The organism is Paenibacillus alginolyticus DSM 5050 = NBRC 15375, assembly GCF_000422905.1.
GTDB lineage: Bacteria > Bacillota > Bacilli > Paenibacillales > NBRC-103111 > Paenibacillus_E > Paenibacillus_E alginolyticus.
The window spans coordinates 41,708-66,922 of the sequence record NZ_AUGY01000039.1 but is presented as its reverse complement, the minus strand read 5'-3'; the positions used below and the strand labels follow the sequence as shown (position 1 = coordinate 66,922).

The 25,215-nt window shown below is 46.3% G+C and carries 19 protein-coding genes and 1 other RNA gene; 2 read left to right on the top strand and 18 right to left on the bottom strand.

Annotated features, from left to right (window positions below; genetic code table 11):
* Nucleotides 1–52: 52 nt before the first annotated feature.
* Together G519_RS0118125 and G519_RS0118120 are read right to left on the bottom strand one after the other, a co-directional pair.
* On the bottom strand, nucleotides 53–2,923 hold the full coding sequence (locus G519_RS0118125) for a VWA domain-containing protein (protein WP_029195915.1): 2,871 nt from the start codon (nucleotides 2,921–2,923) through the stop codon (nucleotides 53–55).
* Nucleotides 2,907–4,844, bottom strand: a complete 1,938-nt coding sequence (locus tag G519_RS0118120) for a vWA domain-containing protein (RefSeq protein ID WP_029195914.1) — start codon at nucleotides 4,842–4,844, stop codon at nucleotides 2,907–2,909. Before G519_RS0118120 ends, G519_RS0118125 begins: the two co-directional genes overlap by 17 nt.
* 136 nt (nucleotides 4,845–4,980) lie before the next feature.
* Here G519_RS0118120 and G519_RS0118115 point away from each other — a divergent pair, with 136 nt between their 5' ends.
* A complete protein-coding gene (locus G519_RS0118115; protein WP_029195913.1) occupies nucleotides 4,981–6,192 on the top strand; it encodes an MFS transporter in 1,212 nt (403 codons plus the stop codon).
* 21 nt (nucleotides 6,193–6,213) lie between these two features.
* Here G519_RS0118115 and G519_RS0118110 read toward each other — a convergent pair whose 3' ends face one another.
* The 15 genes from G519_RS0118110 to G519_RS0118040 all read right to left on the bottom strand — a co-directional run bounded on the left by G519_RS0118110 (nucleotide 6,214) and on the right by G519_RS0118040 (nucleotide 22,365).
* Complete coding sequence (locus G519_RS0118110; protein WP_029195912.1) at nucleotides 6,214–7,125, bottom strand: DUF58 domain-containing protein; 912 nt, start codon at nucleotides 7,123–7,125, stop codon at nucleotides 6,214–6,216.
* Nucleotides 7,122–8,111 carry an AAA family ATPase gene (locus G519_RS0118105; protein WP_029195911.1) on the bottom strand — a complete coding sequence of 330 codons (990 nt, stop codon included), beginning with the start codon at nucleotides 8,109–8,111 and terminating at the stop codon, nucleotides 7,122–7,124. Before G519_RS0118105 ends, G519_RS0118110 begins: the two co-directional genes overlap by 4 nt.
* A 36-nt stretch (nucleotides 8,112–8,147) precedes the next feature.
* Nucleotides 8,148–9,848 (bottom strand): coiled-coil domain-containing protein, encoded by a 1,701-nt coding sequence (locus tag G519_RS47645; RefSeq protein WP_029195910.1) that lies wholly within the window; start codon nucleotides 9,846–9,848, stop codon nucleotides 8,148–8,150.
* Between the two features lie 24 nt (nucleotides 9,849–9,872).
* Nucleotides 9,873–10,706 (bottom strand): ABC transporter permease, encoded by an 834-nt coding sequence (locus G519_RS0118095; protein WP_029195909.1) that lies wholly within the window; start codon nucleotides 10,704–10,706, stop codon nucleotides 9,873–9,875.
* Nucleotides 10,681–11,634 carry an ABC transporter ATP-binding protein gene (locus tag G519_RS0118090; RefSeq protein WP_029195908.1) on the bottom strand — a complete coding sequence of 318 codons (954 nt, stop codon included), beginning with the start codon at nucleotides 11,632–11,634 and terminating at the stop codon, nucleotides 10,681–10,683. The genes G519_RS0118095 and G519_RS0118090 overlap by 26 nt, the downstream gene beginning before the upstream one ends.
* Complete coding sequence (locus tag G519_RS0118085; RefSeq protein ID WP_029195907.1) at nucleotides 11,631–14,057, bottom strand: hypothetical protein; 2,427 nt, start codon at nucleotides 14,055–14,057, stop codon at nucleotides 11,631–11,633. Before G519_RS0118085 ends, G519_RS0118090 begins: the two co-directional genes overlap by 4 nt.
* Nucleotides 14,058–14,187: 130 nt before the next feature.
* On the bottom strand, nucleotides 14,188–14,868 hold the full coding sequence (locus G519_RS0118080) for a TerC family protein (RefSeq protein WP_029195906.1): 681 nt from the start codon (nucleotides 14,866–14,868) through the stop codon (nucleotides 14,188–14,190).
* 106 nt (nucleotides 14,869–14,974) lie between these two features.
* On the bottom strand, nucleotides 14,975–16,177 hold the full coding sequence (gene thiI / locus G519_RS0118075) for a tRNA uracil 4-sulfurtransferase ThiI (RefSeq protein WP_029195905.1): 1,203 nt from the start codon (nucleotides 16,175–16,177) through the stop codon (nucleotides 14,975–14,977).
* Complete coding sequence (locus G519_RS0118070) at nucleotides 16,174–17,352, bottom strand: cysteine desulfurase family protein (RefSeq protein ID WP_029195904.1); 1,179 nt, start codon at nucleotides 17,350–17,352, stop codon at nucleotides 16,174–16,176. Before G519_RS0118070 ends, thiI begins: the two co-directional genes overlap by 4 nt.
* A 161-nt stretch (nucleotides 17,353–17,513) precedes the next feature.
* Nucleotides 17,514–18,221, bottom strand: a complete 708-nt coding sequence (locus G519_RS0118065) for a lytic transglycosylase domain-containing protein (protein WP_029195903.1) — start codon at nucleotides 18,219–18,221, stop codon at nucleotides 17,514–17,516.
* Nucleotides 18,222–18,347: 126 nt separating this feature from the next.
* Complete coding sequence (locus G519_RS0118060) at nucleotides 18,348–19,640, bottom strand: hemolysin family protein (RefSeq protein ID WP_036633343.1); 1,293 nt, start codon at nucleotides 19,638–19,640, stop codon at nucleotides 18,348–18,350.
* Nucleotides 19,641–19,976: 336 nt separating this feature from the next.
* Entirely contained in the window at nucleotides 19,977–20,408 is a 432-nt protein-coding gene (locus G519_RS47640; protein WP_051253487.1) for a hypothetical protein, read from the bottom strand.
* Between the two features lie 21 nt (nucleotides 20,409–20,429).
* A complete protein-coding gene (locus tag G519_RS0118050) occupies nucleotides 20,430–20,645 on the bottom strand; it encodes a DUF1540 domain-containing protein (RefSeq protein ID WP_029195901.1) in 216 nt (71 codons plus the stop codon).
* Between the two features lie 47 nt (nucleotides 20,646–20,692).
* Nucleotides 20,693–21,787: a glycoside hydrolase family 15 protein gene (locus G519_RS0118045; protein ID WP_029195900.1), complete on the bottom strand. Its 1,095-nt coding sequence runs from the start codon at nucleotides 21,785–21,787 to the stop codon at nucleotides 20,693–20,695.
* A 77-nt stretch (nucleotides 21,788–21,864) separates the two neighbouring features.
* A complete protein-coding gene (locus G519_RS0118040; RefSeq protein WP_029195899.1) occupies nucleotides 21,865–22,365 on the bottom strand; it encodes a YpuI family protein in 501 nt (166 codons plus the stop codon).
* Between the two features lie 173 nt (nucleotides 22,366–22,538).
* On the opposite strand from G519_RS0118040, the gene G519_RS43520 reads away from it, so the two are divergent.
* Nucleotides 22,539–24,461: a S8 family peptidase gene (locus tag G519_RS43520; protein ID WP_036633323.1), complete on the top strand. Its 1,923-nt coding sequence runs from the start codon at nucleotides 22,539–22,541 to the stop codon at nucleotides 24,459–24,461.
* A 321-nt stretch (nucleotides 24,462–24,782) separates the two neighbouring features.
* Here the strand turns inward: G519_RS43520 and rnpB are convergent.
* Nucleotides 24,783–25,200: RNase P RNA component class A (gene rnpB, locus G519_RS47650), an RNA gene on the bottom strand.
* Nucleotides 25,201–25,215 lie beyond the last annotated feature (15 nt).

Sequence of the window (25,215 nt, the reverse complement as noted above, 5' to 3'; positions counted from 1 at the left end):
CCTTCAACAAATAGTTTATCGTACCTGGCAAGAAATTGCTAGGTGTTTTGCGCTATTTGCGCCCTCGCCGTTTGGCTTCGAGCAAACGGCTCATGCTGTCTGGCGGCGCATCACTCGCCGCCGGAGGTAAAGGCTCCGGAGCAGCTTCGCGCTGCTCCTCGGCAGGCCGCGGCGGCGCAGCCACGGCCGTGTGTGGAGCGCTGCCTGCGGCAGAGCGCTCGGTCTTGCGCTGCAGCTTGTGCTCCGCAAGCTGCTTGCGCTCGCGGAGACGCGCCAGCGGCGTCTCCGCCTGCTTTGGCGGGCCCGCCGGAGCGGCCCGCCTCCAAGCGAACGCCCGGGCCCACAGGCCGGGCGGCAGGGCCAAGCGCCGCGCTGCGATGTCCATCAGCAGCAGCGCGAGCGCCGCCATCAGCAGGTACTCGCTGATGGGGGTCAATCGCTTCTGCGCGGCAGAAGCGAAAGCGAAGGCTTCCTCCGGATGCTCGAGCGAGAGCATCCGGCCGCCAGTAAGCTCAGCAAGCTGCTGGAGCTTGCCCAGGCCCTGTCCGTCCGTGATCCGATATTCCGGTGAATACGGGATCACGAAGCCGGAAGTTGAGCTGCCGATAACCCGCTTCTCGGTCCCCTCTTCGCTGCCGGCTGCAAACAGTTCCGTCTTAGCGATATAAACGCCAGACTTATCCACAGATAACTGTGCTGAATATTCGCCAGGTGCTGTAGATGTAAATTGAATCTCCTGTGAGCCAAGAGATTCATCCGTAACGACAGCTCTAAGCTCCCCTTGTTCACCATGTGAACCGTCAAGTGTGTTAGTTCCATTTTTGGCTTCTAAGGTCAACTCTTGACCTGCCAAATGTCCGTTAAGCTCAAGTGGAGACGATTGAAACTGCGGAAACGTCCACTTTATCATGCCAGTAAGCACTTGTGAAAAGGCAGGCCACGTTACCCAGTTCGCTGACCATGCTCCTGTCATATCGCTGGTCCAGGCGACTGATCGCCCAGAACCGTACTGCCATCTTGCTAGAATTGGATCCGGTTCAGAGCTTGTCAGCACTACCTCTGCAGCCTCTTTAGGGGTTGTGGCAATGTATCCGTTTAGCGAAGGCAGCCCTTTTCCCAAAAAACTTTGCCAGTCAGCCCCTCCCGCAAAGGCCGGTACGAAAGGCTGATTAACTACGTAGGTACGTGATATCAGAACAGCTTCTCGGCTAAAAATCGCCGGGATTGTCGTCTGATCTACAGCCGCATAATACCTTCCCTTCGCCAAATCAGCTAGCTGCTTCAACAGCAATTGATCCGCATCGGTTCCGATGGCAACAGTAGACATCGTGATATTTTCTTTTTGCATATCGGCGGTCAATGCTTCGTAGCTTTGAGTCGTGGAGGACTGTCCATCCGTCAACAAAATAATATGCTTACGCTGGGCCTCCACCTTAGAAAGCTTAGCGTATGCTTGCTCTACAGCTGTGTAAATCTCCGTTCCGCCATCCGCGGGTATCGCATTAATCTTTTGGATGACGCCTGATTTGTCCGTTAGCTTCTGCGGTTCCACATACCATTGAGGGGATGAATCAAATCCAAGTACCCCAAGCGTATCTTTATCCCTGAGTAAGTCGACTGTTCGTGACGCGGCTTCCTGAGCCAGCTTCATTTTTTCACCTGACATACTGCCCGATTTATCCATTACAAGCACAATGCCTAATGAGGGTATCTCTCGCTTCCCGCGCAGGTCCATGTACACAGGAAGCGCACGCTCGATCGGCGTTTTGAAATATCCTCCCAATCCATAACTGTTATCTCCCCCAAGCATGACCAACCCTACGCTGTAATCTCGGACAGCCTGCTCGATCATTTCCATTTTCAATTGCGGCATTTGAGTTGCGGCTACATTATTTAAAATGATACTTTCATACCCGGTATACGTTACAAAATCATTGGAAAGCAGCTCAGGCGCTATCGTTTCAAAAGGGATAAGCGCGGACTGCAGTGCCCCCTCCACATTTTTGGAAATACCTGCTTTCCCCTCAACAATAAGTACTTTGGGAGGACCCTCTACTTTACTAAATGCGTAATGCGCATTATTGGCTGATTGCTCGTCCCCTTCCAAATACACTTCCGCTCGATACCGATGAAAACCCGGTTCCTTGGCGAGTGATTGAAAGGCGAATCTATTCTCCCCCTTATTCAGTTGAATCGATCCAGCGGTCATCTCTCGATTGTCCTCAAAAACCCGTAATTGAGCCGACCCGGATCCTGTAGAACGGATGACTACCTCCAACGTATAGGCTTCTGCTTGATATAATTTATCCGGAACACGAACGGCTTCAATCGAGGCGTCTTTGCGCTCTTTGGCAGCGAGAGGGACGACATCTACTTGGATACCGCGGTCGCGTAGGAGCTTGCCTTGGCGCAATACGTCACCTACATTTTCTTCGCCATCCGACATCAAAATAATGCGGCCGGATTTTCCGTTCGTAAGTAGACCAGAAGCTAGCTGCAAACCCGAGGCTATATCGGAAAATTGTGTGTTCGTTTGGGCAGTAAATTGAAATCCATTCATCTCTCTAGCATCCATGTTCTTCTCTATGGAAGCTTTAAGTCCCATCGAAACAACACCCGCTTCGTCCTTCTCGGAAGAACGGGCTTTGACAGCTTCGCGAATCCATTGAGCTTCCTTCTTGTCTTCCTTCACACTATCAGATCGATCTATCGTGAACACGATACTTTTGTGATTTAGCCTAGTAGTTATTTGGGTTTCCGCAAGGGTGAAGATCAGAAGAATGAATACTGAGGCTCGCAGAGAAACTACGAGCTTTTTTCGTCCACCTTGTAGACGGTGCAAGCCTTTCCACAGCCAACCCAGATAAAAAGGAAGAAGTAGAATCAACAGTAAGACGGGCAAGTGTTCAAATTGAATGCCCACGTCGATACACCTCCCATTCCAGTACTAGCAGAATAAGCAAGATCACGATAAGCCAAGGAATTAACATCGTATTGTTTGGTAAGATATCTTTACTTCGATCTATACCGGCATCGACTCCACTATCTGGATTGAAAACCAGCTTGTTTTCTATTTTCCCATTCACATTAGATTCCCTGGGATCCATGACAACTTCAAGTAGACGAGTCTGTACCTTATTACCACCTGCATTATATTCAACAAATTCATAAAGACCCGGGAGCTTAGGCGCAGTTTGCATACTCGAAAGCTGGTCTCCATTTCGCTCTGCCTCTTCCTCGTTTACACCTTCCATGGTTGCTTTCCAAATCGCTTTCGTCGCTTCTGGATGAAGAACAATTTCTTTTCGATCCCCTGCAGTAAGCCAGCCAAGATTGCCACCATGGTGCTGAGTCAACCAGGCAACAGCATTTTGAACGAGAATGGGGAATTCCGAACGCAGTGCCAGATCTGATTGCTCAAGCGCGAACGTAAATGTCAGATTAGGTATACCTTCTTCTGTACCTGCTAGAACAAGCGGTACGGACGCTGACGAAATGATAGCTTTCTCCCATGGTTTTAGCGCTCTAGTCTGAGCCTGAGCAACATTCACGTCCTGCAGATGAATGTAACGCGAGATGGGATGATCCGTTATCGAAAACGGTGATGCTGAAATGATTTGCTGAGGCTCTAAGTCAGACTTTGAGGAGGGCGCAAACCGCCACACAGGTTTGGATGCAAGCAGGCGCTGCCAAACATCCGATTTTAAAGTCGATTCGGTCACACCATCAACAATAATTAGGTCTGGCTCAAGCCCCAAAGGTGGCGGGTAAGTTCCGTCAATGTTTTTTTGAATATGGAGAATATCCGTCTTTGCCAAAGTGAGTGCTTTTTCTAAGAAAAGGTTGCCTTCTCCAACATAAGCTGCTTGGATTCTGCCAGTCCCTTCAGGAAAGGCATAAGCCGTATTATCAGCTTCCAATACATCTTTTCCATTAAGCTGCAGCTTGTAGACATCAGCACGTGGAAGTTTATCCACGTAGATTGACTTTTGCTCACTGCCCTTAAGGTTCAGGGAATCCGTACGAATTTCTTTCGAATCCGCGTAAAGCTCTGCTTTTACCAAAATACTTACAGTTCCCCAATTCTTCACAACAGCAACAGCCTTATATTCCGCCGAATCCTGAATTTCTTTAACACCGAATTGCGTAATTGCTACATTCTCTGGAGGGTTGGTGACTTCATCACCTGCTCGTCTCTGTATCCCAGGCTCTTGAATACTGACTGGAATTGAAAAGGTAACCCCTTCGGCGTTTTCCACCCACTGGCTGTCCGTATAAATGCGTACTTCCCCATCTAGTTCTTCCCGTGTGAGCGCGGAGGTTAGGGATAAGGCTTCCCTTACATTCGTTTTGCCGTAAAAGGGAGCAACTTTATTCAAAGCGGCTTGTAAAGAAGACAGACTTGATTCCCGTTGCAGAAGCAATTCTGGTTGATCCTTCATGATTAAAAGCGAATAACTGCTGTTCTGGGCTTCTTCGCGCGCGAAAGTTAAGATGTCTTGCTTCGCTTCTTCTATCCTTGTTCCTCGTTCGGTTGATGTTTGCATACTTGCTGAAGCATCTAGGACGAAAAAAATATGTGATTTCGCAGTCTGTTGGCCACGGATATAGGGCTGCATCAAAGCAAGCACAAGTATGGACGCTGCAAGCAGTTGAAGCAGGAGTAATAATTGTCGGGTTAGACGCTGCCATGGCCGATTGGCCTCCTGCTCGCGAAGAACACGCCGCCAGAGCATATGGCTGGATACTTCTGTATCGATATAGCGGCGTTTTATCAAATAAAGCACCAAGATAAAGGGGATTGAAAGCGAGAACCATATCCCGCTTAACGATGCGAATTGCATGAGCACTCACCTTTCCAAGAGCGAACGACCTCGCTTTATCTTGCGTTCAAATTCTTTAGCATGGGCATACTACTACGCGTCCAACCCGTTTTTCCTCAGTCAAACAGGTTGGCTTATGGACAAAATGGGAGGTAACATGGAACCGTTATTTGTAGATGAAAAGAAGAGAAAACCGCTTTGGACCAAAGCTTTTCTGATTACCTCGCTATCCAACTTATTGCTTTTCTTTAGTTTTCAAATGCTAATACCAACGATACCTTCACATGTGTCGCAGTTAGGCGGAAATGACGTTCAAGTCGGTCTCGTCATTGGGATTTTCACGATTTCTTCACTGCTTACCCGCCCTTTTGCTGGGCGAGCACTTGATTTGTTCGGAAGAAAGCATGTGCTTCTAGTTGGACTTGCGATTTGTGCGCTAACGATTGCCGGATACTCCTATATGGCTGCGGTTACGCTTATTCTTGCTGCCCGCTTTGTTCATGGGATCGGTTGGGGGATGTCCACAACTTCCTTAGGCACTGTTATAGCCGACATCATTCCATCCGAGCGCCGCGGAGAAGGTATGGGCTATTACGGGTTGTCCAACACGTTCGCAATGGCACTTGCACCGCTTACTGGCCTATGGTTGATGCATTCCTATGGCTTCCCCCGCGTTCTTTTAATCTCAACCTTATTAGCACTGCTTTCCTTGTTTAGTTCTCTTTTTATCACATACACCAAACCGCTGCCAGTTGAAAAGTCGGCTATAAGGCCGAATCTTATGGATCGCTTGTGGGAACGAACCGCATTGCTTCCCTCCGTTTTATTGCTATTTACAGCAATTTGTTATGGAGGAATTGTGACCTTTATTACGTTGTTCGGCCACGAAGCCGGCATTTCGAATGTCGGTTGGTTTTTCCTATGCAATGCCTCCATGGTGCTTATAGTAAGACCTATAACGGGTATGCTGTTTGATCGAAAAGGACCCGAATGGGTGCTCCTGCCCGGTGCTCTCTTTACCCTTGTAGGACTCCTGCTTCTTTCATATGCTCACTCAGAAGCTAACTTGGCCGCAGCAGCGATTTGCTATGGCATAGGTTTCGGATCCTTGCAGCCGGCGCTTCAGGCCTGGACCATTGCACGCGCTGCGCCGAATCGTCGCGGTGCAGCCAACGGAACCTTCTTCTCGGCCAATGATCTCGGCATAGGGCTAGGAGCGATGGTTTTGGGAGCTATCGCAAACATAAGCGGGAGTTATGCGCTGATGTATCGTTACTCGACCGTCCTTATTCTTGTTTTCATGCTTATTTATGGATGGTGCTTTTGGCAAGCTCGACGTGGACGTGGGATTGAGATTGCGCAGCACTAATAGGCATAACGCAACTTTATATCAACGAACCAACCCGCTGCGACGAAGCTCACCAAGTAGAAAATCACCCGGAGAAACATTGGTTACGGCAAGCAAATAAGTGATACCCCGTTCATAACAAAATGCCCTAAGCGTTTGTGTATATTGCAAGGCAGCTTCTCTGTAGGTTTGCAGCACTTTGCTGCTCATCGCCACTTCCCTGGCTGCTCCAGATTCACTGTCAATTAACCGGAGCTCTCCTGTAAGTTTAGGGTCAAGCTCTTCAGGGGCAAGGACTTGGACAGCAACCACTTCTTGCTTCGCAGCAAGCAAATACTTTAACGATTCTTCAATGCCCTGCTCATACAAAAAATCCGAAAATAACCATGTCATCCCCGCCTGACGCGGTAGAATAGAGGGATTTCGAAAAACAGCCCCAATATCTCCGGCTCCCTCCGTTTGACAACTAGCCAAGAATTCAAAAAGCCTTAAAGAGCTGCCTTTTCCACGAAGCAGCTTCTGGTGCTTGGTCATCTGTGTAGTAAAAGCAGCCGCGCTTACACGGTCAAAACGGTTCAATGACAGATAACCAATACCTGCAGCCAGCTGTTTGGCATACTCCCATTTGGAAAGTCGAAGGGCATTCGCCCCCTCTCCTCTGCCAAAATCCATCGATTTGGATGCATCTAACCACAGATTTACCTGCAGCTCCTGCTCATCCATAAAAAGCTTGATAAACGGCTTACCCGTTCTACCAAAAGCATGCCAATCCAGCTGCCGCGTATCATCACCAGGTGTGTATATACGGTAATCCGCGAATTCCATGGAAGACCCCAAATCCCTTGATCGCCTTTTCCCCTGCATCGTCCCACGTATTCGCTTTTTTGCAGCTATGCTCATTTGATCCAGTCGACGCATAAGTGTAGGGTCAAGTAAATGTGCCCCGCTGCTCATCGCCCATTCTCCATAGAACTGATAATTGCTTGAATGATTTTATCTGGTGAAATTCCCATAGCTTGACCTTCAAAATTCAGAAAAAGGCGATGCCGCAATGCCGGAACGGCTACTACTTGCAAATCTTGTTTGGAAACATGAAAACGCCCCGCTAGGAAAGCCCTCGCTTTCGCTACCGCTATCATAGACTGAACGCCCCTGGGACCCGAGCCGAAACGAATAAATTGTTTGACCTCTTCGAGTGCTGTCGTTTCTTCAGGATGCGTATTCATCAGCAATTGAACCGCATAATCAAGTACGTCCTCAGCAACAAGAATTTCTTTTAAACCCATTTGTATATCCCGTAAAAGAGCGCCATCCGCAACTTTCTCCGCCTGCTGCTGATTAGCAGATGTCGTGCGCAAGACAATTTCTTTCAACTCACTCTTAGATGGATATGTAACGTTAATTTTTAGAAGAAACCGATCGAGCTGTGCTTCTGGCAGCGGATAAGTACCTTCCTGCTCTAACGGATTTTGCGTAGCTAAGACGAAAAAAGGAGATGGAAGCTCGTAGGTTTCTGAACCAACGGTAACTGTTTTCTCCTGCATAGCCTCGAGGAGGGCACTCTGAGTCTTCGGTGTTGCACGATTAATTTCATCTGCGAGCACAACATGGCCGAATAGAGGACCTTTTTGAAATTTATAGGACGTCTCACCTTTCGTTCCGAACTGAATGACATTCGTCCCCGTTATATCCGCCGGCATCAAATCAGGAGTAAATTGAATACGTGAAAAGCTAAGGTCAACGGTATCTGCGATCGTCTTGATAAGCATCGTTTTGCCGAGACCGGGTATCCCTTCAATGAGAGCATGCCCTCCAGCCAAAACGCACCATAGCAACTGCTCTACAACCTCTTGCTGGCCAACGATAACACGGCCGATCTGCTCCTTCATCTGGCTGACTGCTGATCCCCACGCATCTAACTGCTCTTTCGAATCGACCATCTGCTGCTGCTCCCCCTTTCATCAATGCATTTCCTTTTAACGCTGTGGTTGAATTTCAAGGAAATAGTCTCTTACTAAATTTTGCATATGTTGTGGAAGTTCGGAACGATTCAATGCACTAGAAGCCTCTGCCGCGTAATCGGCATATACTTCTTCATATGGCCGAGAAGCTCCGTCCAAGGCTGGCGTTGAGCCTCCTTGGCTCACTTCTCCGCCGCTACCGCGCGTTGGCCCGCCGTCGACGTACGTGCCTCCGGTCCCGGAACGCTCGCGCGGCGTCGCTACGAGCCCGCGCGAGCCCGTTCCGGTGCCGCCTTGCGTGCCACCAGCGCCGCTGCCACCGCCGGTTCCGCCCGCTCCTGCGCTGCCCGCACCAGAGCCACCGGCTCCGGTGCCGCCTGCAGCTGCGCCTCCGGGGCTGCCACTGCCGTTGCCGCCGCTTGCCGGCGCACCGCTTGCTCCAGTTCCTGTGCCTGCGCTTGCGCCGCCTGGCGCCGGGCTTCCGCCCGCAGCCGGCGACGCGCCAGCAGCGGCAAGCTGCTCCGCGCGTCCGCCGGGCGCCCACGCTTGCCCGGGCTGCGCGCCGCTCGCAGCAAGCTCGCGCGCTTGCGGCAGCGCACCCGCGGCGAGGCTTGCCACGGCCTCAGCAGCCTGCGCCTGCTGCTGTGCTAGAGCCTGCTGTGCGTTGCTCGCGGCTGCAAGCCCAGCTTGCAGCTTGGCCAGCGCAGCACCAGCGTCTTCGCCGCTTCGCAGCGCGCTAGCGGCCTGCCCTAGCTGCTCGCGAAGCTGCTGCTCAGCTTCCGGCGATGCTGCCGCAGCGGATGCCGCGAGGCGCTCCAGCTCACTGGCGAGCTGCTGCTTCTGCTGCGGCGTCATCTTCTGCACCTGCTCGCCAAGCTTCTCAGCCTCGCGCTCAATACTCTCCGCACTCTTCTGCTGGAGTGCTTTGCCTAATTCACGAAGCGCTTCGGTTCGCTGCATCGACTCTGCCCATTGCTCCGAGCGTTGTTTTTTCTTTTCCAAATCCCCAATACGCGTTTCCATCTTCTTCAACGATTTTTCCAATTCATCCAAAGCCTTGGCTGATGTTGGTGTTTGACTTAATTTGCGTCCCAACTCTTTTAAATCCTCCGTCATCTGCCTCATGATCGGCAGCGGAGACGGCTTTGATGCCAATTGTTTAACAAGCTCATCCACTTGTTTTTTCTGCGCTTCTACCCATGCTCTATCTTTTACCTCATCACGTAGAATCGAATCTTTAGGATTAGGCAGAAGGAACAGCAAAATCAATACAATCAACGCGCAAGCTCCTGGCAACCACCTACTTCTAGGCACCCTCATGGAAACAACCTTATTCAACTTTTCCTCTACAAAAAGATTCCCTTTCTCAAGGGCATCCTGCCTTTGAAGAGAAGCCACCAAAGAAGTTTGATCCTGATGAATGAGAGCTGTTACTATCCGATCTTCCAACCCATGCTGATCAAGCAGCCTTGCCGCATCCATTTCATTAGGCCGATGTAACAACCACCAAATGAGCCCGATCCCAACGATTATTACCAAGCTGATCAACGCTCCGTACCGATATCCACTAACCAGGAAGAGCCGTCCACACACCATCCACATGCAAGCAAGCTCTAAACCCATTGTCAAACTGCGAATAAAATAGTCCAGTCCCTTTGCTTTTAACAATCGCATTCGAACTGGTTTTAGCAGCGAATCCAACGATGCAAATTTCAAGTGCTGACAGCTCCTCTCTGATCTTTATTTCTTCCGTTTCATAATCGGCCTTAAATACCTCACACTAAGCCAGATCAGGACCAGCAAGAGAACCGTGTAGCTGCCAACGAAAATATGCCACATTTGCAGCAGCGTATGCCCTTTAAACAGATTCTTGGCAAAATCAGGAACCATCAAACTTGCAAGGACAGCCATCGGGTTAAAACTCAGGAAATAACCAAGTATTTCCTCATTCATCCCTTGTCTTCCTAAATTTCCGAAGAAAAGTCCAGCAAGAGCTGTAAATCCAAAAACAAAGAGTACAAAGCCATACGTCGCTATCACAGAAACTACCGTCTTCTTTAGGATTGTAGAGAAGAAAATCCCCACAGCACCGAAGAGAAGCATAACAAATACATAAAAAACAAATACAGAAAGAACTTGATTTGGAGAAACGCCGCCATATAAGAAAACAATACTGTACAGCGGCATTGTAGCCACTACCGTCAGCAGCATGAAACTTAGGGAAGCAAACAGCTTACTGAGAATAATCGTCCCCGAGCTCTGTTGCGTCGTAAGAAGCATGTTTAATGTCTGTTTTTCACGTTCTCCGCTTACAACCCCAGCTGTTAATCCTGGTGTCATAAAAGCGATCAAGACAAGCTGTGCTCCGCTTAGAAAGTAAAATAGTTCACTGCTTCTCGCTGCATTAAGTACTCCTGCCTGCTGGTTACTCATGTTTATATAAGCAAATCCAAGGGCAAACAGCCCAATGGCTATCAGATAAACCAGGATGGAGATCGGAGATCGAATGGTCCGCATGCGCAAGCGAAATTCTTTTTCCATGACAGGATTAATCCAATTTAACTTGCTGTTCATCGTGCGCTCCGCCTCCTTTCGTTATTTCCAGGAATACATCTTCCAAATTCGTCAAAGCTTCGCTAAATGACAGGATAGGAAAGCCTTTTTCAACCAATCGTGCAAGTAAAAGAGACTGATCCTCATCCGTACCGCCAAAATGAACGTGCAAACCTTTCTCATCGTTAAACACAAGGGTGACATGCGGTTGTTGTTCAAGGAATGCCAATGCTTCTTCCGTCCTATTCACCATGCGTACTTGAAGTACACGATTGGCTTTCATCCGGCTTTGAATATCAGAGACTTTCCCTTTCGCGATAAGCTTCCCATATTCAATAACTCCGATTTCATCCACCATTTCAGCCAGCTCTGGCAAAATATGTGATGAAATAATGATTGTTTTACCCATCGCTTTGAGCTCTTTGAGTATTTCTCTCATCTCGATTCGAGCTCTAGGATCAAGTCCAGAAGCCGGTTCATCGAGAATAAGCACCTCCGGCTCATGCACCAAGCATCTAGCTAAGCAAAGACGCTGTTTCATTCCTCTTGACAATGAATCCACATAGAAGTCTGCTTTTTCCGATAAATTGACAAGGTCTAGTAGCTGAGGGATCAGCTTCAATCGTTTGGCTCTAGGAATACCGTAACTTGCTCCATAGAAGTCCAGATACTCTGTCGCTTTAAAATTGTCATACACGCCAAAAAAATCCGGCATATACCCAATCAGCTTTCGAACCTCTCTCGGCTTCTCCGTAACATCATATCCACCAACCAAGGCTGTGCCCGATGTCGGACTTAAAAGAGTTGCTAGGATGGACATCGTTGTTGATTTACCTGCTCCGTTAGGACCTACAAAACCAAATACGGTTCCCTTATCGATTTGCATGGTCAATGAATCAAGTGCCGTGAAGTTGCCATATTTTCTCGTTAATTCCTTCGTCGTAATCATCGTTTCACCGATCCTTCCAGAGAAACTGCAGGGATTCGGAAAATGGTATTATTTTGTATTGTGGTTACTTTCAAACGAATCGATTTCCCTTCAAGCAAATATGGCTGCAGCTTGTCTCCCTCCCAGGACTGGAATGATTTTAAAGTTAATGGCTCCCAAGTCTTGGACTGTGAATTCCATAAATCCAAAGTAACGTCCGGATTGGGATTTCCCGTCATTTCCATCGTTTGATAGCTGGCACCCGCAATGAATGGTGATTGATAACTGAGCGTAACATCTCCGCTGCCCATTTGCATGAAAGGACCGTTTTGGAATTGAATGGCGCTCATTTTCAAATGATTATCAAGTAATTCAGGTACCATCACTGTGCTTGGAATCACAATTTTGCCCTCAGGTGTCACATAATTAATCTTCATGTCCTGGGCTATAAGCGTTAACTCCTCAGTTGGTATGCTGCCGCTTGATGAAAGGCTTAAGGAAGTCCGTTCCTTTACCCACCCGATAATCATCGGATCAAATCCTCCTGAAAGCGTGACCTTGCGATGTAAATACGCATTTAACATGGAACGCTGATGCAAGCCCGTGTCATAACCGGTATTCACTGTGGGATTTGGAAATGCAAGCTGCGCAACATCGGGACTATTGGAAATTCCGAAACCATTCGCTGTATCAAAGCTGGCTGAAGCTCCAGCCTTAACGGAACCGATTTTGACAAACGACTGATTCACCAACACAGATACGTCTGTTAAATCCTTCTTGGTATTATTCGTTATTTGCCCTTTCGCTTCTTTGGCAGATAACTCAGATATGCTGTAGTCAAGCATCCCTAACTGAACCGGCTTCTCTTCATCTATTGCCAATTTGCTGATCGAGGCGTATGGGATATCCTGAAATCCTACAATTGCTGCCTCCTGATCTTGTCTTATAACAAGTTCACTTCGATCATGCAGCTGTAAGCTAGGATAAACTTCACCTTGCATAAAAGGAGATACGGCTATTTTCCCTGGGAATTTAAGCTCCATACTGCCTCCTTTGGGTAAAAATACAGATAATGTGGACTGCTTTATCCCAGAGCCTGAGCCATTTAATGTAATCGTATGAAACGTTTGAGCCATTGTACTCCCGCGATTGGACGCCCCAAATTGAAAGATTCCAATGCTTGTCATGATAGCAACAATTGGAATGACGAACCAAGCCCATTCTCTTCGATCTAATCGACGTAAAATCAGATATAATAACGGCCCTACTACAATCGCATAAAGCAGTAAAACCAAGGCTAGAATAGCCAATTTAGGCGGCTGCAAAGATGGGAAGTATTCTAATGCCCGATCCAACTCATAGTAGGGATCATTGCCGTACCTCATCTGGTTTAAATTAAAAGCATTCGCAGACGCTAGCGGTCCTGACAGCATTTGCTCCCATACTCTAGCATTCCCGTTCCATGAGGCAAGTGGATTTAGAGATAAATCATACGCCACGTAAGTCACGAACCCGCTCCCATATGCACCTCTCGCATATATAGGCAGCGCTCCGTCAGTAACAACCGATCCCCCTCCTTTAACCAGCTTTGCTTGTGAAAGTGTGAACGGCTGTGTGAGAATCAGCTCCTTCTCCCCCACCTTAGCGAGCTCAGGAAGCTCTGTCACTGTCGTTGTACCTTGATATGTCACAGGAGAAGCTTCTGCGAAAGGGGCAGCAGTTTTCGGATAGCCAGCTCCGCCAGCTAGAAGGAGGGTTCCTCCCCTTTTTGTCCATTGCAGAATGGCTTGTACTTGTTCTCCTGTCAGTGTATCCGAGGCGAAATCGTTCAAGGCGAGAACATCTAAGCCATCTAAACCCAAAGCCTCACGCGGAATATCTGCTTGTTTAAGATGAAGAACATTGAGCTTCTTGCCTGACTGACCGAGCAGCGAAAGGAAGTTCAGTGTATCTACATCTCGGGCGAGAACACCAACCTGTAAAGTCTCTTTAGGTAAATGGAAGGATTCCAGGTAGGTCTTGCCATCTAAAGCTTTTTTCTTTCCGTTTTTCAATGATTTTTCATAAAAGGCTATCGTATTATTGCTTTTGGTATACGCGTAACCCGGTAAGAGCATAGTTACCACTTTCGTGCTGCCTTTTGGAAGCTCGACATGCTGCACATAACTAAAATCCTTACTCCGATTCGGATTGGCTACCATGACCACGAGATCGCCGGATAAATCAGCCCCTTGATTACGAAGTGTCATGGTAACAGGCGTCCAACGCCCCTGTTTGACATTAGAAGCTCCGAATCCGACTTCAGATTGAATCTCAATCATCGCGTCATCTGCATGAACTACACTAGAGATGGGAACCAAAGCTTGGAAACATAAAGCAAGAATCGAACATACTAGAAAACAGGTGAGACGAAATGTACGTGTCTTAAACGAACTAAATTTCACGCTATGAACTCCCTTCTATGCATAACCTACTTCATATCTAGACGACATAATTGGAAAAAAGTTTCAATTTCTAACATAAAAAAACAAACCGCTTCGCTGATAGCTTCAGCTTGGCGGTTTTCCAAATCCTCTATTCATTTCTTGCATTAAATGGCAGTAATCGCACCCATTTGAAGGTTAAGCCGATCATAATAACGAGCGAAGCCGCCACAATAGGGATCCATACTTGCAGCGATTCATAATCATGCAGCAGCCAATCAATCATTTTCTCATCTTTAACGAACATTTCCCCCGCTGTATAACCGAGAATGCCTGCCCCCATAAATACGAGAATTGGAAATCTATGCAGTAGATCCATCACTAGCGTACTTCCCCATATAATGATGGGGATGCTAAGTCCTATACCAAGAATGATAACGGTATTGTTCCCATTCCCTTTAGCCGCAATCGCAAGAACATTATCCAAACTCATCACGAAATCCGCTACAACAATCGTCCATATCGCTTTTCCAAGCGTTGAGGCTTCTTTCACATTGGCATGGCTGTCATCATCCGTAAGAAGCTTTATGGCAATCCAGAAGAGAAGAAGGGATCCCCCGGCTTGAATGTATGGGATATCGAGAAGGCTAACTGCAACTAAAGTCAGAATTAACCGCAAGGCAATAGCCCCGAAAGCTCCCCACCATATCGCAAGCTTACGCTGGGCAAGCGGCAAATTTTTGCTAGCCAATGCAATGACCACGGCATTATCACCGCTAAGCACAATATTGATCAACATAATTTGTAAAAACAAAATGAGCGCATCAATCATGCTTTACAACCTCCCAGGATGCATGGCGAGCAGGTGACGATAGCTGCGAATCATAGCGGCGAATAGAGTTATAAGCGGAGAGACTTTGAGCTACACTCAAAGATCCCTATATTAAGTCCGACACCTTCTTCATTTGTCCATGAACAATTTCAATGGTTTCTGTTTCTAAGACAGCTTTCTCAATTAATTCAGGTAAGAAGTCCATGCTGTTCTCGATTTTCTCAACCATACGTAAGTTAGGATTTGTACTTGGGGATGGAGGAAGAAATAAGGAACAGCAATCCTCATAAGGCAAAATGGAGATCGGGAACGTGCCTATGGATTCGGCAATTCGAATAATCTCTTGCTTGTCCATCATCATGAGCGGCTGTAAAAGCGGCAGCGTTACAACGCGCCCTATGACATTTAGGCTTGGCAGCGTTTGACTAGCCACCTGGCCTAAGCTTTCGCCGGTCACTAACGCACTTAGACCTTCTCGGTCTGCAATCTGTTCGGCAATGCGATACATCGCTCTACGTATAAGCGTTACTAATAAATTATCTTGATACTCACGGTGGATAGATGTCTGTACATCCGTAAATGGAACCAAATGAAGCTTCAAGGAATCCGTATAAGCAGACAGCTGGTGTGCCAGTTCAATCACTTTATCCTTCGCACGCTCGCTGGTATAAGGATAACTATGAAAATGAACGGCCTCGATGGAAAGTCCCTTGCGCATCGCCAACCAACCGGCAACCGGACTATCAATTCCCCCTGACAGCATCAGCAGCGCTTTCCCACTCGTTCCAGACGGGAATCCTCCTGCCCCCTCAATTACCTCTACATACATGAGTACTTGCTCTTCGCGAATTTCCACCCGCAGCTCAACCTCAGGATTATGAACATCCACCTGAAGACCCGGTGATGCTTGGAGCACATAGCCTCCAACCAAATAATTCATTCGCTGTGAATCATGGGGGAATGATTTGTTCACTCTGCGAACGGTCACTTTAAAAGTTGCTGGTTGTTTAGGCAATGCCTGCATCATACGCAGCGCCATCTCTTGAATGGCTTCGACCTCCATAGGAGCATGATAGGCAGGACTAAAAGATGCAAGTCCAAAAACGCGTTGCAAAGCCGCTGAAGCTTCTTCATAAGCTGCTCCCCCTAGCTCCACATATACGCGTCCAAACTCAGGAATATACCTTAAATCAGGAAAAGAGCTTAAAACTTTGCGAATTTGCGTCATGACACTTCGCTCAAAACGCTTACGATTTTTCCCTTTCAGCGTCAACTCGCCAAAGCGCAAAATTAAACAATCCGGTTTCATCTTCTCGTCCCCCTTCTGACTGATGATTTGCTGAGCATGGGAGCAAGTTCCTTCACGACCTCTCGCAATGCGGCAATGAATAGCTGTGCGTCTTTCTCTTGATGTTCGTCAGAAAAGCTAACTCTTAGTCCACTAACAGCTCTCTCACGACTGCAGCCTAGAGCAAGCATTACTGTGCTTGGATCTGATTCCTCTGAAGCACAGGCTGATTTCGTAGAAATGTAGATGTGCCGCTGCTCGAGAGCATGAACAACAACCTCCGCCTTCATTCCCGCGAAAGCAAAATGAACAATATGGGGAGCCATCTCCTCGTCCTGATCGGATCCGGTAAGGGTAAGCTCAGGGATCGATGAGATACCATCAACAATTATGCGTCTTAACCGATACTTATGCTCTGTTTTCGCTGCAAGGTTGTCTACGGAAAGCCGGAGCGCTTTGGCCATTCCTACAATGAGTGGGACATTTTCCGTGCCTGAGCGAATGCCATTTTCTTGACCGCCTCCTAGAAGCTGTGGTTTGAGCTGTACACCCGCTCTGCGGTACAGAAACCCAACTCCCTTAGGGCCTCTGAATTTATGAGCTGATGCACTGCATAAGTCAACACCCCACTCTTTAGGGTGAAAAGGAAGCTTTGCAATGCCTTGAACGGCATCAACATGAAATAACACCTTTGGATATTGAGCTAACCACCGGCCAATTTCTTGGATAGGCTGAATCGTCCCTACTTCATTATTAACATACATCACACTGACAAGGATGGTATCATCTGTTATTGCTGCTTGTAAGGTCTCTAGCTCAACACTCCCACTGCTATTTACAGGTAAATAAGTAACACGAAAGCCCTCATTTTCCAGTTCGAGAAAAACTTCCTTCACGGAGGAATGTTCGATTTGCGTAGTAATGAGATGCTTTCCGCGGTTTTGATAACTGTAAACGGCACCTTTAATTGCCAAATTATTACTTTCCGTTCCGCCAGATGTACATATAATTTCAGCAGGTAGCACACCTAATGCACCTGCAATCACCTCTTTGGAGCTGTTTAGCAGCTTCTCCGCTTGTATCCCTAATCGATGAATCGAAGATGGATTTCCATAATGCTCCTTCATTACTTCGGCTATCGTATCAATGACTTCTTCATAAACTGGCGTTGTCGCCGCATAGTCCAAATAAAGCATTTTTGCTCATTCCCCTTTTTCACGCTCTTGCTGCCGCGCACAATCAATTTGAATTCCTTACATCATTAAAGCCTAAAATAGGGCATAACTCAAGCATACACCGGTAACACAAAAAGCTGACCTCCGCATAAACATGCGGAAATCAGCTAACTAGTTAATGATTATAACGAAAAATTCTGCCTGTGACCCATCACTTTAGAGATGTAGCCTTGCGTTTCCTTTGGAAGTAAATGCAGTTTGTTAGCCAGATCCTGATCAGTTTTGATGCCTAATCGGTCAACTCGTCCAGGCCCAGCATTGTAAGCTGCGAGAGCAACCCCTTCATTTCCATCGTACTTCTTGATTAAATTGCTAAGGAAATGAGTCCCTGCATCCACATTTTGCTTAGGATCAAACGGATTCGTCACACCGAAGCCGCTGCCTGTCCCATCCATAAGCTGCATTAAACCTTTGGCACCTGACGGCGATACGGCCTGGTGATTGAATTCGGATTCTTGCTGAATAACTCCCTTAATTAGCGAAGTATCCACACCGTATTTTTGGCTTGCCTCTTGGATAAAACCTTCATACTGAGAAACTGAGGATGCTTTGCTCACTGTTTGCAGCGGTGTATAAGCTCTATTCAAAGCGCCCAAAGAACTTGGCAAACTGTTTGTCGTGTTACCCAGCATGGAAGATAAAGTGTCTTGGCTTGTAACGCCAGTTCCACCAGATTGTCCCATAATCGTGTCGAGCAGCGCACTAAAATCGCCTGTATCGTCCGTACTTGATGTCGCGGTTTCACCGGATAGCAAACTCATTTTATTAAGCAGCTGAAGCTGGAGCAATTCTTTCATTACTCTAGGGTCAATGCTGTTCGTGCTGTTCATCCGTCAGACCTCGTTTCTATCATTCATCATTGTCTTCATTGTACACGTTTTATGCCCTGACGACTATCCCCAATTTAGAAGGAATTATAAAAAAAGAGACCGTCATTTGACAGTCTCTCATCCATCTCAAGAAATGTTTTGCTGCAGCAGCTCACTCTCATCCGACAATTTTCTTACCATGACACGAGAAATCCGAAGATGATCTGTCTCTTCCACGATAAATAAAAACTCGTCGTTGTAGCTTACTTGCTGGTTCTTGCTTGGCGGTATCTCTGTTTTCGAGTAAATCCATCCACCGATTGTATCATAATCATCCGATTCAATTTCAAGTCCGAAATAATCATTCACTTCATCAATTAATAGCAAACCGTCAATGGAATACGTGTTTTCATCCTTGATTTCGATCGTTGGACGCTCTTCATCAAATTCATCTTGAATTTCTCCAACAATTTCTTCCATAATGTCTTCGAGTGTTACAAGACCTGATGTTCCACCGTACTCATCAATAAGCAGTGCCATCTGGCTTTTTCTTTTCTGCATCATTTTCAACAAATCACTGATAAGAATCGAATCTGGAACGGTCGTTATCGGTCGGATAATTTTCTTAATCCCTTTCAGGTTCGCATCCGGCTTGAGCAAATCCTTAATGTGAACGAAGCCAATAATATTGTCTTTGTCCGGATCACAGACCGGGTAGCGCGTACGCATTTCCTTAATGGCAATCGCAAGATTCTCAGAATAGGAAAGTCCGGCATACAAACATTCCATTTCGGTTCTTGGGATCATAATTTCTCGGGCTGTTGTCTCTGCAAATCCAAATATATTATCAACAAGCGTGAGCTCTGTATTATCTATAAGTCCATTTTTGTGACTTTCTTTCATAAGGACACGAATTTCATCCTCCGTATGCGCCGATTCATGTTCAGTCGCAGGCTCGATTCCCGCACGTCGTAACATCCAGTTCGAAATACCATTCAACAACCAAATAAATGGATACATCACTTTATAGAAAAAAACCATGGGTCCTGCAGATAGCAGAGTTATTTGTTCAGCTTTACGAATCGCATACGTCTTAGGGAACTGTTCGCCTAATGTAATATGCAATGTGGTCATTAAGGAGAAAGCAATAATGAAGGTAATCGTGTGGAACACCGAATCTGGCAAATTCAAAGGAGCGAATAACGGTTCCAGAATTTTGGCGAACGTCGGTTCCCCGACATAACCAAGTCCCAACGAAGTAAGTGTAATCCCGAGCTGACAAGCACCTAAGTAGGCGTCGAGATTATTCATGATTCCTTGTGCAAATTTCGCATTGCGGCGTCCTTCTCCAACAAGTGAATCAATGCGACTACCTCTAACTTTGACCATCGCGAATTCAGCTGCGACAAAAAAACCATTTAATATGACCAGTCCAAACATTAACAGAAAACTGATTAACGTTCCGGGCAAAGGATCTTCCAATACCTTACCTATCCCCTATCAAGCACGATTACCGCACCAAGGAGAGTAGGTACACCTCCCTTAATTTCGATTTGAATTTTGAATTATCACTTTTCATTATATAATAATACTGTAATCATTCAAAGGTGCGAATATGACTCCTGAAGCCAAATAGTACGAGCAAATGAGAGTATACGCATTAAAACGATGCCTTAATGAGTCTCTACCCGCTATTTATCCCTTTGAAACGCGAATTTACGCGATTTTTTTCAAAAAAACAAAAACAAGCCGATCTCTCGGCTTGCTTGTAATCGGTCAAGCATAATAGGGTACTAACAATAAATAGGCGGCGACGGCAATAAAACCAAGCGCGATTGACCAAGACCCCAGTCTCTTATTCCCCATAAGAAACGCAATTACGCCAAGCACAATACCCGATATACCTAACAACACAGGCCATACAAAAAGAGAAGCCAAGGCAACGAACAGAGCGACATAGCCTACTGCTTTGTTACGCGTGACAGCCTCTACCAATTCCGCAACTTCTTCATCAGACACATCGGAGTGGGTTTCTGGCTTCTCTGTCTTTTTGGCCTTATACTGTTCGGCATAGTTGATTCTTCGGGTAGGCGCAGTAATTTCGGCTGCGTATTCTTCCTTATGGTTCAATCCGCTTTCAATGCGGAGCTGATCTTTTTGGAACCGCTCCTTGGTGGCATGATCCAGAGGGACATCGTCTTTATTCATGCTGCCTCCATGTTACGCACCTTAATGTTTGTTCTTAGCTTTGAAAGTGTGGCAGCAAGTATTCGCTACTTTGTTTGCTGCATCTTGATGATCCGTATCAAATGATTCCCCTGCAAACTCTTCATTATAGTTGGCGGCAGCATGCTGATCGACTTCAATCATAATCGTTCCTGCACTACAGTTGTTGCCTTGCGCCCAGTATTCGCAATTGGCAACTGCACATTTAACATCCGGCATAATCATCACCCCTTTAACAATTTGCCCGCTATCAGGGTGAACTATGCTTATTTTAAGCTGTCAGAAAGCACCAAGAACATCGCTTGAGACCATAACAGCGGCAGCGCTGGCTCTCCCCATTTGGCGATCCATTCCGGGTGGGATGAGGGATCTCTAAGACTTTCTGCCACTTGTTCCGGCAATCGACCCAACTTATCTGCTTTACTTGTTACCCAATCTAAGCATCGCTGAGCCTCTTCACGATGACCTAGCTCCGCTTGGTACCATCCGTACCATGCGGTCAGCAACAGCCATTCTCCGCCTCCATAGTAGCGATCCTCGACATATCTTTGGATGCCACCATGCTTGAGATCAGCTTCAATAGCTTGTACAGTCTTCAACATAATAGGATCATTAACCTCACAGACGCCGAACGGGACTGCCAGCCAAAGCAAACTTGCATCCACGCCATTTAAAGCCGGCTGCCATACTTCTCCTAAGCAATGAATGGATTTAACGAAACGCCCCTCATAGACCGCGTGATCCATAATAAACTTTTTAATCAAGTCCGCTTTCTCTAGTAATGGAGGACGATTCTCTAGTTCACCAAGTGCCTTTAAACCGCCATAAACACATGCTAGTGTAGCCGGATGAACATAATCGGGAAACTCTTCCCAGCAATCAAAATTCGGAAAATGCCAGAACGTCATCAAATAATCAACGGTTATCTCAATACTCTCCCGCAATTCTTTCAATAGCGAAGTATGACCTGTTATACGAATATGTTCCGTAAGACCCCAAAGCCACGCTCCATAACCATCCAGTTGAAAATGTCCCCACTCAGATAAGTCATCACGACCATCTAAATGATAGCGCGTTCCAAAAAATTCGGAGCGGTCGATCCACTCTTTGGCTTCCTGTTTACGAATTAATGCATCCACGCGTGAACGCTTGTCCTTCAAAACAAGATGTACCCAACGGTAGAAAAGCTCAGCACTTTCGGTTTCCATCGAGCGGTCCATCGCATTTGCGATAAAAGTTCCATCTCTGAGCCAACTGTAAGAGTAAGGCGGAAATAACGGTGAAGCTGCATAACCCCCGCTAGGGTGCTGATTTAGCTTAATAATCGAGATACTGCTGTTGATTAATTGCTCACGCTCCATGCACCATGTCTCCTTTTAAAAGAAAAAGGATGCGCTTATAGTCGCATCCCTTCTTGTATTTGCCATTTCGATTAAAATTATACTTTTTCGCCTTGCATACGACGTTGTGTGATGTAGTCTGTTTCATAGTAAGACAAATCTTCACGAAGTTCCTCGAATACTTTGGACAGCTCAATCGTCAAATCACGCACTTCACGTGATGGCTTTTTGCGGAAACGAATAGCATCTTGTCCTGTATAAGCATAGCGACCATCTTCGGAATAGCATTCATTTTTAGGGTAGAAAAATGTATTGACGCATGTATGATAAACCTCATACAGTACTTTTTCCGAAAAATCCACATTAAAAGTAGGACGTCTCAAGCTAACGCCTAATTTCTCATAGGCCACTTCACAAAATACTAATAAATGACGAGTATCCTGCAAATAACCGCGGTAAAACTCATCCATAGCCGGATCATTCTCCACATTTAACTGTGCGAGCGAATTTTGATTCAGAAACAGCTCCATTTTGGCAGTCGTTTCTTTTAACTTCGTACGCGTTGAATCACAAATATTTTTCACATTAAAAACAGCCATTTATGAAGACCTCCTATAATTGCGCTATTCCTATCCTACCATAAATTAACCCGAAGTGGTATATGTAAAACTCCAGTTTCCATGTATAAAACAATCCTCCGCGCCTCACCCTAGTCAAAGGTAATTCGTTTCGTCAGCGGAATACTAAGCAAGTTTAGAAGGAGGAGCTGTTTATGTGGCGTTACCTGTCATCTATGACTTTAGTTCTTGGTTTAGGCATTATCCTTTTCCCTCAACATTCAAATAAAGAGAACCCACCTGGACCTGAAGTGTACAGTACAAAGTACGAAACCACTGCAAAGTTATCTCTTCTTGAACAGGATGTTAAACTGACGGATGATCTATGTAGAAGCCAATGTTCCATCGATTATGCGCGAATGCTTAGCAAGATTGATAGCGGAGAGCCCGTATTAAACGTGCTGAGCGAAATGAAAAAAGAGCATGAAAAAATGGATGTGCTTATTTGGTCAAAGCAAAGTCAACCACTGGAAAAAGGGATTACTGTAGGTGAAATGCCGAGTTCTTATAAAGAACAGGCCACCTCCTATTTAAAGGAAGCTAAAATAGCTGTCGATGAAGGAAAACATTATCAATCCCCTAAATTCGGTGCTGCGCAGCATGTTTATTTCGTTCAGGGCACCCCTTCAACCAATAGAGACAACTCGCTAATAGGTGTTATTCATCAGGATGTTCTTTATCAAGTAACAGATCACCAAATGAAAAACTTGCGCCTAGAGCCATACCCTAGCGAAAATCGATGGAAAGTCGAGTCTGTGGATACGGACACTTTACAAGATAAAGTCGTCGATCATCCTGAAGATAATCAAGGAACAAGCCACTATCATCAAAATGAAGTTGTGGTCCGCTTCAAGCAGGATCCAACGGAGACTCAGCTAACACAAATCAAAAACGAAATAAAAGCCATTTCCGCCCAAAAACTTGGTTATACGTATGTATTCCGTACGGAGAGCATGGAAGCCAAAGCATTAATGGCTTATTTCAAGAAATGGGATGTCCTCTATGTGGAGCCTCATTTCCTCTATTTAACAAATGATTATTATGACGATCAAGAAGAAGCTTCGAATAAAGATGATTCCAGTTCCAGTCAAACCGATTCAGGAACATCGTCATCGTCAGCGACAGATATAACGACTAATTTTATGCCTAATGATAATTTATACAGTAAGTATCAATGGAACCTGCCCCTCATCGAGACCGTTCAGGGCTGGCAATTAACTCGCGGTTCGAAAGATGTAATTGTCGCCGTTGTTGACACAGGAGCTGACTTGAAGCACCCTGATCTGAATAATAAGCTTTTACCTGGCTATAACGTGATTAGTGACAATGACAACCCACAGGATGATGTCGGACATGGCACACATGTTACTGGAGTTATCTCTGCATTAGTTAACAACAATCTTGGAGTAGCAGGTATGACATGGTATAACAAAGTATTACCGGTCAAAGTTTTAGACCAAACTGGAGCAGGCAGTACCTATTCAGTCGCTCAAGGTATCATATGGGCTGCCGACCATGGCGCTAAGGTCATTAATCTAAGCCTTGGCAATTACGCGGATTCAAGCTTTCTGCACGACGCCATCCGTTATGCTTACAATAAAGATGTGGCACTCATCGCGGCGAGCGGTAACGACAATACAGAAAGACCTGGTTATCCAGCTGCTTATCCCGAAGTGTTAGCTGTAGCCGCGAGTGATTCTCAGAATAACAAAGCACCTTTTTCAAATTATGGCGACTATATTGCTGTAACGGCTCCAGGTGTCAGTATCGCAAGTACGTATCCTAACAACCAATATGCCGCGTTGTCAGGTACATCAATGGCTAGCCCTCATGTCACGGCGTTGGCAGCCTTGGTTCGATCGGCAAATCCTAATTTGAAAAACACGGAAGTTTACGAAATTATTAAACAATCTGCACAAGATCTTGGTACTAAAGGAAGAGATAAATATTTCGGCTTTGGTTTAATTGATGTTGTGAAAGCTGTGAATATGGCTGAACAAAGCTCAAAGCAGGTTTCTTTCTTTCCACAAAGCTTATCTCGTCAATTGCATCTTATTACGAAAAAGTATGCCTATTAAAAAAAAGGTTGGTCAGCCTCTGAGCTGATCAACCTTTTTTTAGTTAATATCCACTTTTATGATATTTGGCGTGGAACGTACATGGACAATTCTACGATCCGCGGGATCCGGAGCCTCTCCAAGTATTCTTAAATACGGATTTTCTGAAGTAAGTACAAGTCCCGCTGCTCCTTCTCTAAAGTTAAATAAGAGTCTCTTGTAGGGACTCTTATTCCGTGTCTTTAGCCATTTTTGGGAAAATAGAAGCTTCTGGAGACTCTTAACTTTCTTCCAGACAAATTAAATACCCGCAAAGCCTAAGCCTTGCGGGTAACCGACAGTATGGAAAGTTTGCCGTAAGCCGGGTTCTGTACTTCCAGTGGTCATAGCGGGCGTCTGTCCCCTGCCACCATTGAAGTGACAATCATCTATCTAGGCCATACATTGCTGCACAGCTCAAGCGACCAACCCGAACGCGTCTCAGGCTAAGACTGCCGCCTCGAAAGCGGCTTGCGTTCCTCTAGGTCTTGCTCCAAGTGGGGTTTACCAGGATCTATGTCACCATAGAACCTCGTGGTCTCTTACACCACGGTTCCACCCTTGCCTGTGAATCCCTTGCGGGAAACCATCGGCGGTCCATTTCTGTGGCCCTATCCTTCAACTCGCGTTGACTGGACGTTATCCAGCACCCTGCCTTATGGAGCCCGGACTTTCCTCTCGCTGTGGCTTACCCACAGCCAGCGATTGTCTGTCAAACTTTCCGGCGCATTTGCTA

Bases quoted from the DNA above. Each gene is read 5' to 3' on its own strand.
- G519_RS0118105 (WP_029195911.1), bottom strand. From the start codon at position 8,111: ATGGTCGATTCGAAAGAGCAGTTAGATGCGTGGGGATCAGCAGTCAGC.
- G519_RS0118095 (WP_029195909.1), bottom strand. From the start codon at position 10,706: ATGAACAGCAAGTTAAATTGGATTAATCCTGTCATGGAAAAAGAATTT.
- thiI (WP_029195905.1), bottom strand. From the start codon at position 16,177: ATGAAACCGGATTGTTTAATTTTGCGCTTTGGCGAGTTGACGCTGAAA.
- G519_RS0118090 (WP_029195908.1), bottom strand. From the start codon at position 11,634: ATGATTACGACGAAGGAATTAACGAGAAAATATGGCAACTTCACGGCA.
- G519_RS0118045 (WP_029195900.1), bottom strand. From the start codon at position 21,787: ATGGAGCGTGAGCAATTAATCAACAGCAGTATCTCGATTATTAAGCTA.
- G519_RS0118115 (WP_029195913.1), top strand. From the start codon at position 4,981: ATGGAACCGTTATTTGTAGATGAAAAGAAGAGAAAACCGCTTTGGACC.
- G519_RS0118120 (WP_029195914.1), bottom strand. From the start codon at position 4,844: ATGCAATTCGCATCGTTAAGCGGGATATGGTTCTCGCTTTCAATCCCC.
- G519_RS0118040 (WP_029195899.1), bottom strand. From the start codon at position 22,365: ATGGCTGTTTTTAATGTGAAAAATATTTGTGATTCAACGCGTACGAAG.
- G519_RS0118110 (WP_029195912.1), bottom strand. From the start codon at position 7,125: ATGAGCAGCGGGGCACATTTACTTGACCCTACACTTATGCGTCGACTG.
- G519_RS0118060 (WP_036633343.1), bottom strand. From the start codon at position 19,640: ATGTTTGGACTGGTCATATTAAATGGTTTTTTTGTCGCAGCTGAATTC.
- G519_RS43520 (WP_036633323.1), top strand. From the start codon at position 22,539: ATGTGGCGTTACCTGTCATCTATGACTTTAGTTCTTGGTTTAGGCATT.
- G519_RS0118070 (WP_029195904.1), bottom strand. From the start codon at position 17,352: ATGCTTTATTTGGACTATGCGGCGACAACGCCAGTTTATGAAGAAGTC.
- G519_RS0118080 (WP_029195906.1), bottom strand. From the start codon at position 14,868: ATGATTGATGCGCTCATTTTGTTTTTACAAATTATGTTGATCAATATT.
- G519_RS0118050 (WP_029195901.1), bottom strand. From the start codon at position 20,645: ATGCCGGATGTTAAATGTGCAGTTGCCAATTGCGAATACTGGGCGCAA.
- G519_RS0118065 (WP_029195903.1), bottom strand. From the start codon at position 18,221: ATGAACAGCACGAACAGCATTGACCCTAGAGTAATGAAAGAATTGCTC.
- G519_RS47640 (WP_051253487.1), bottom strand. From the start codon at position 20,408: ATGAATAAAGACGATGTCCCTCTGGATCATGCCACCAAGGAGCGGTTC.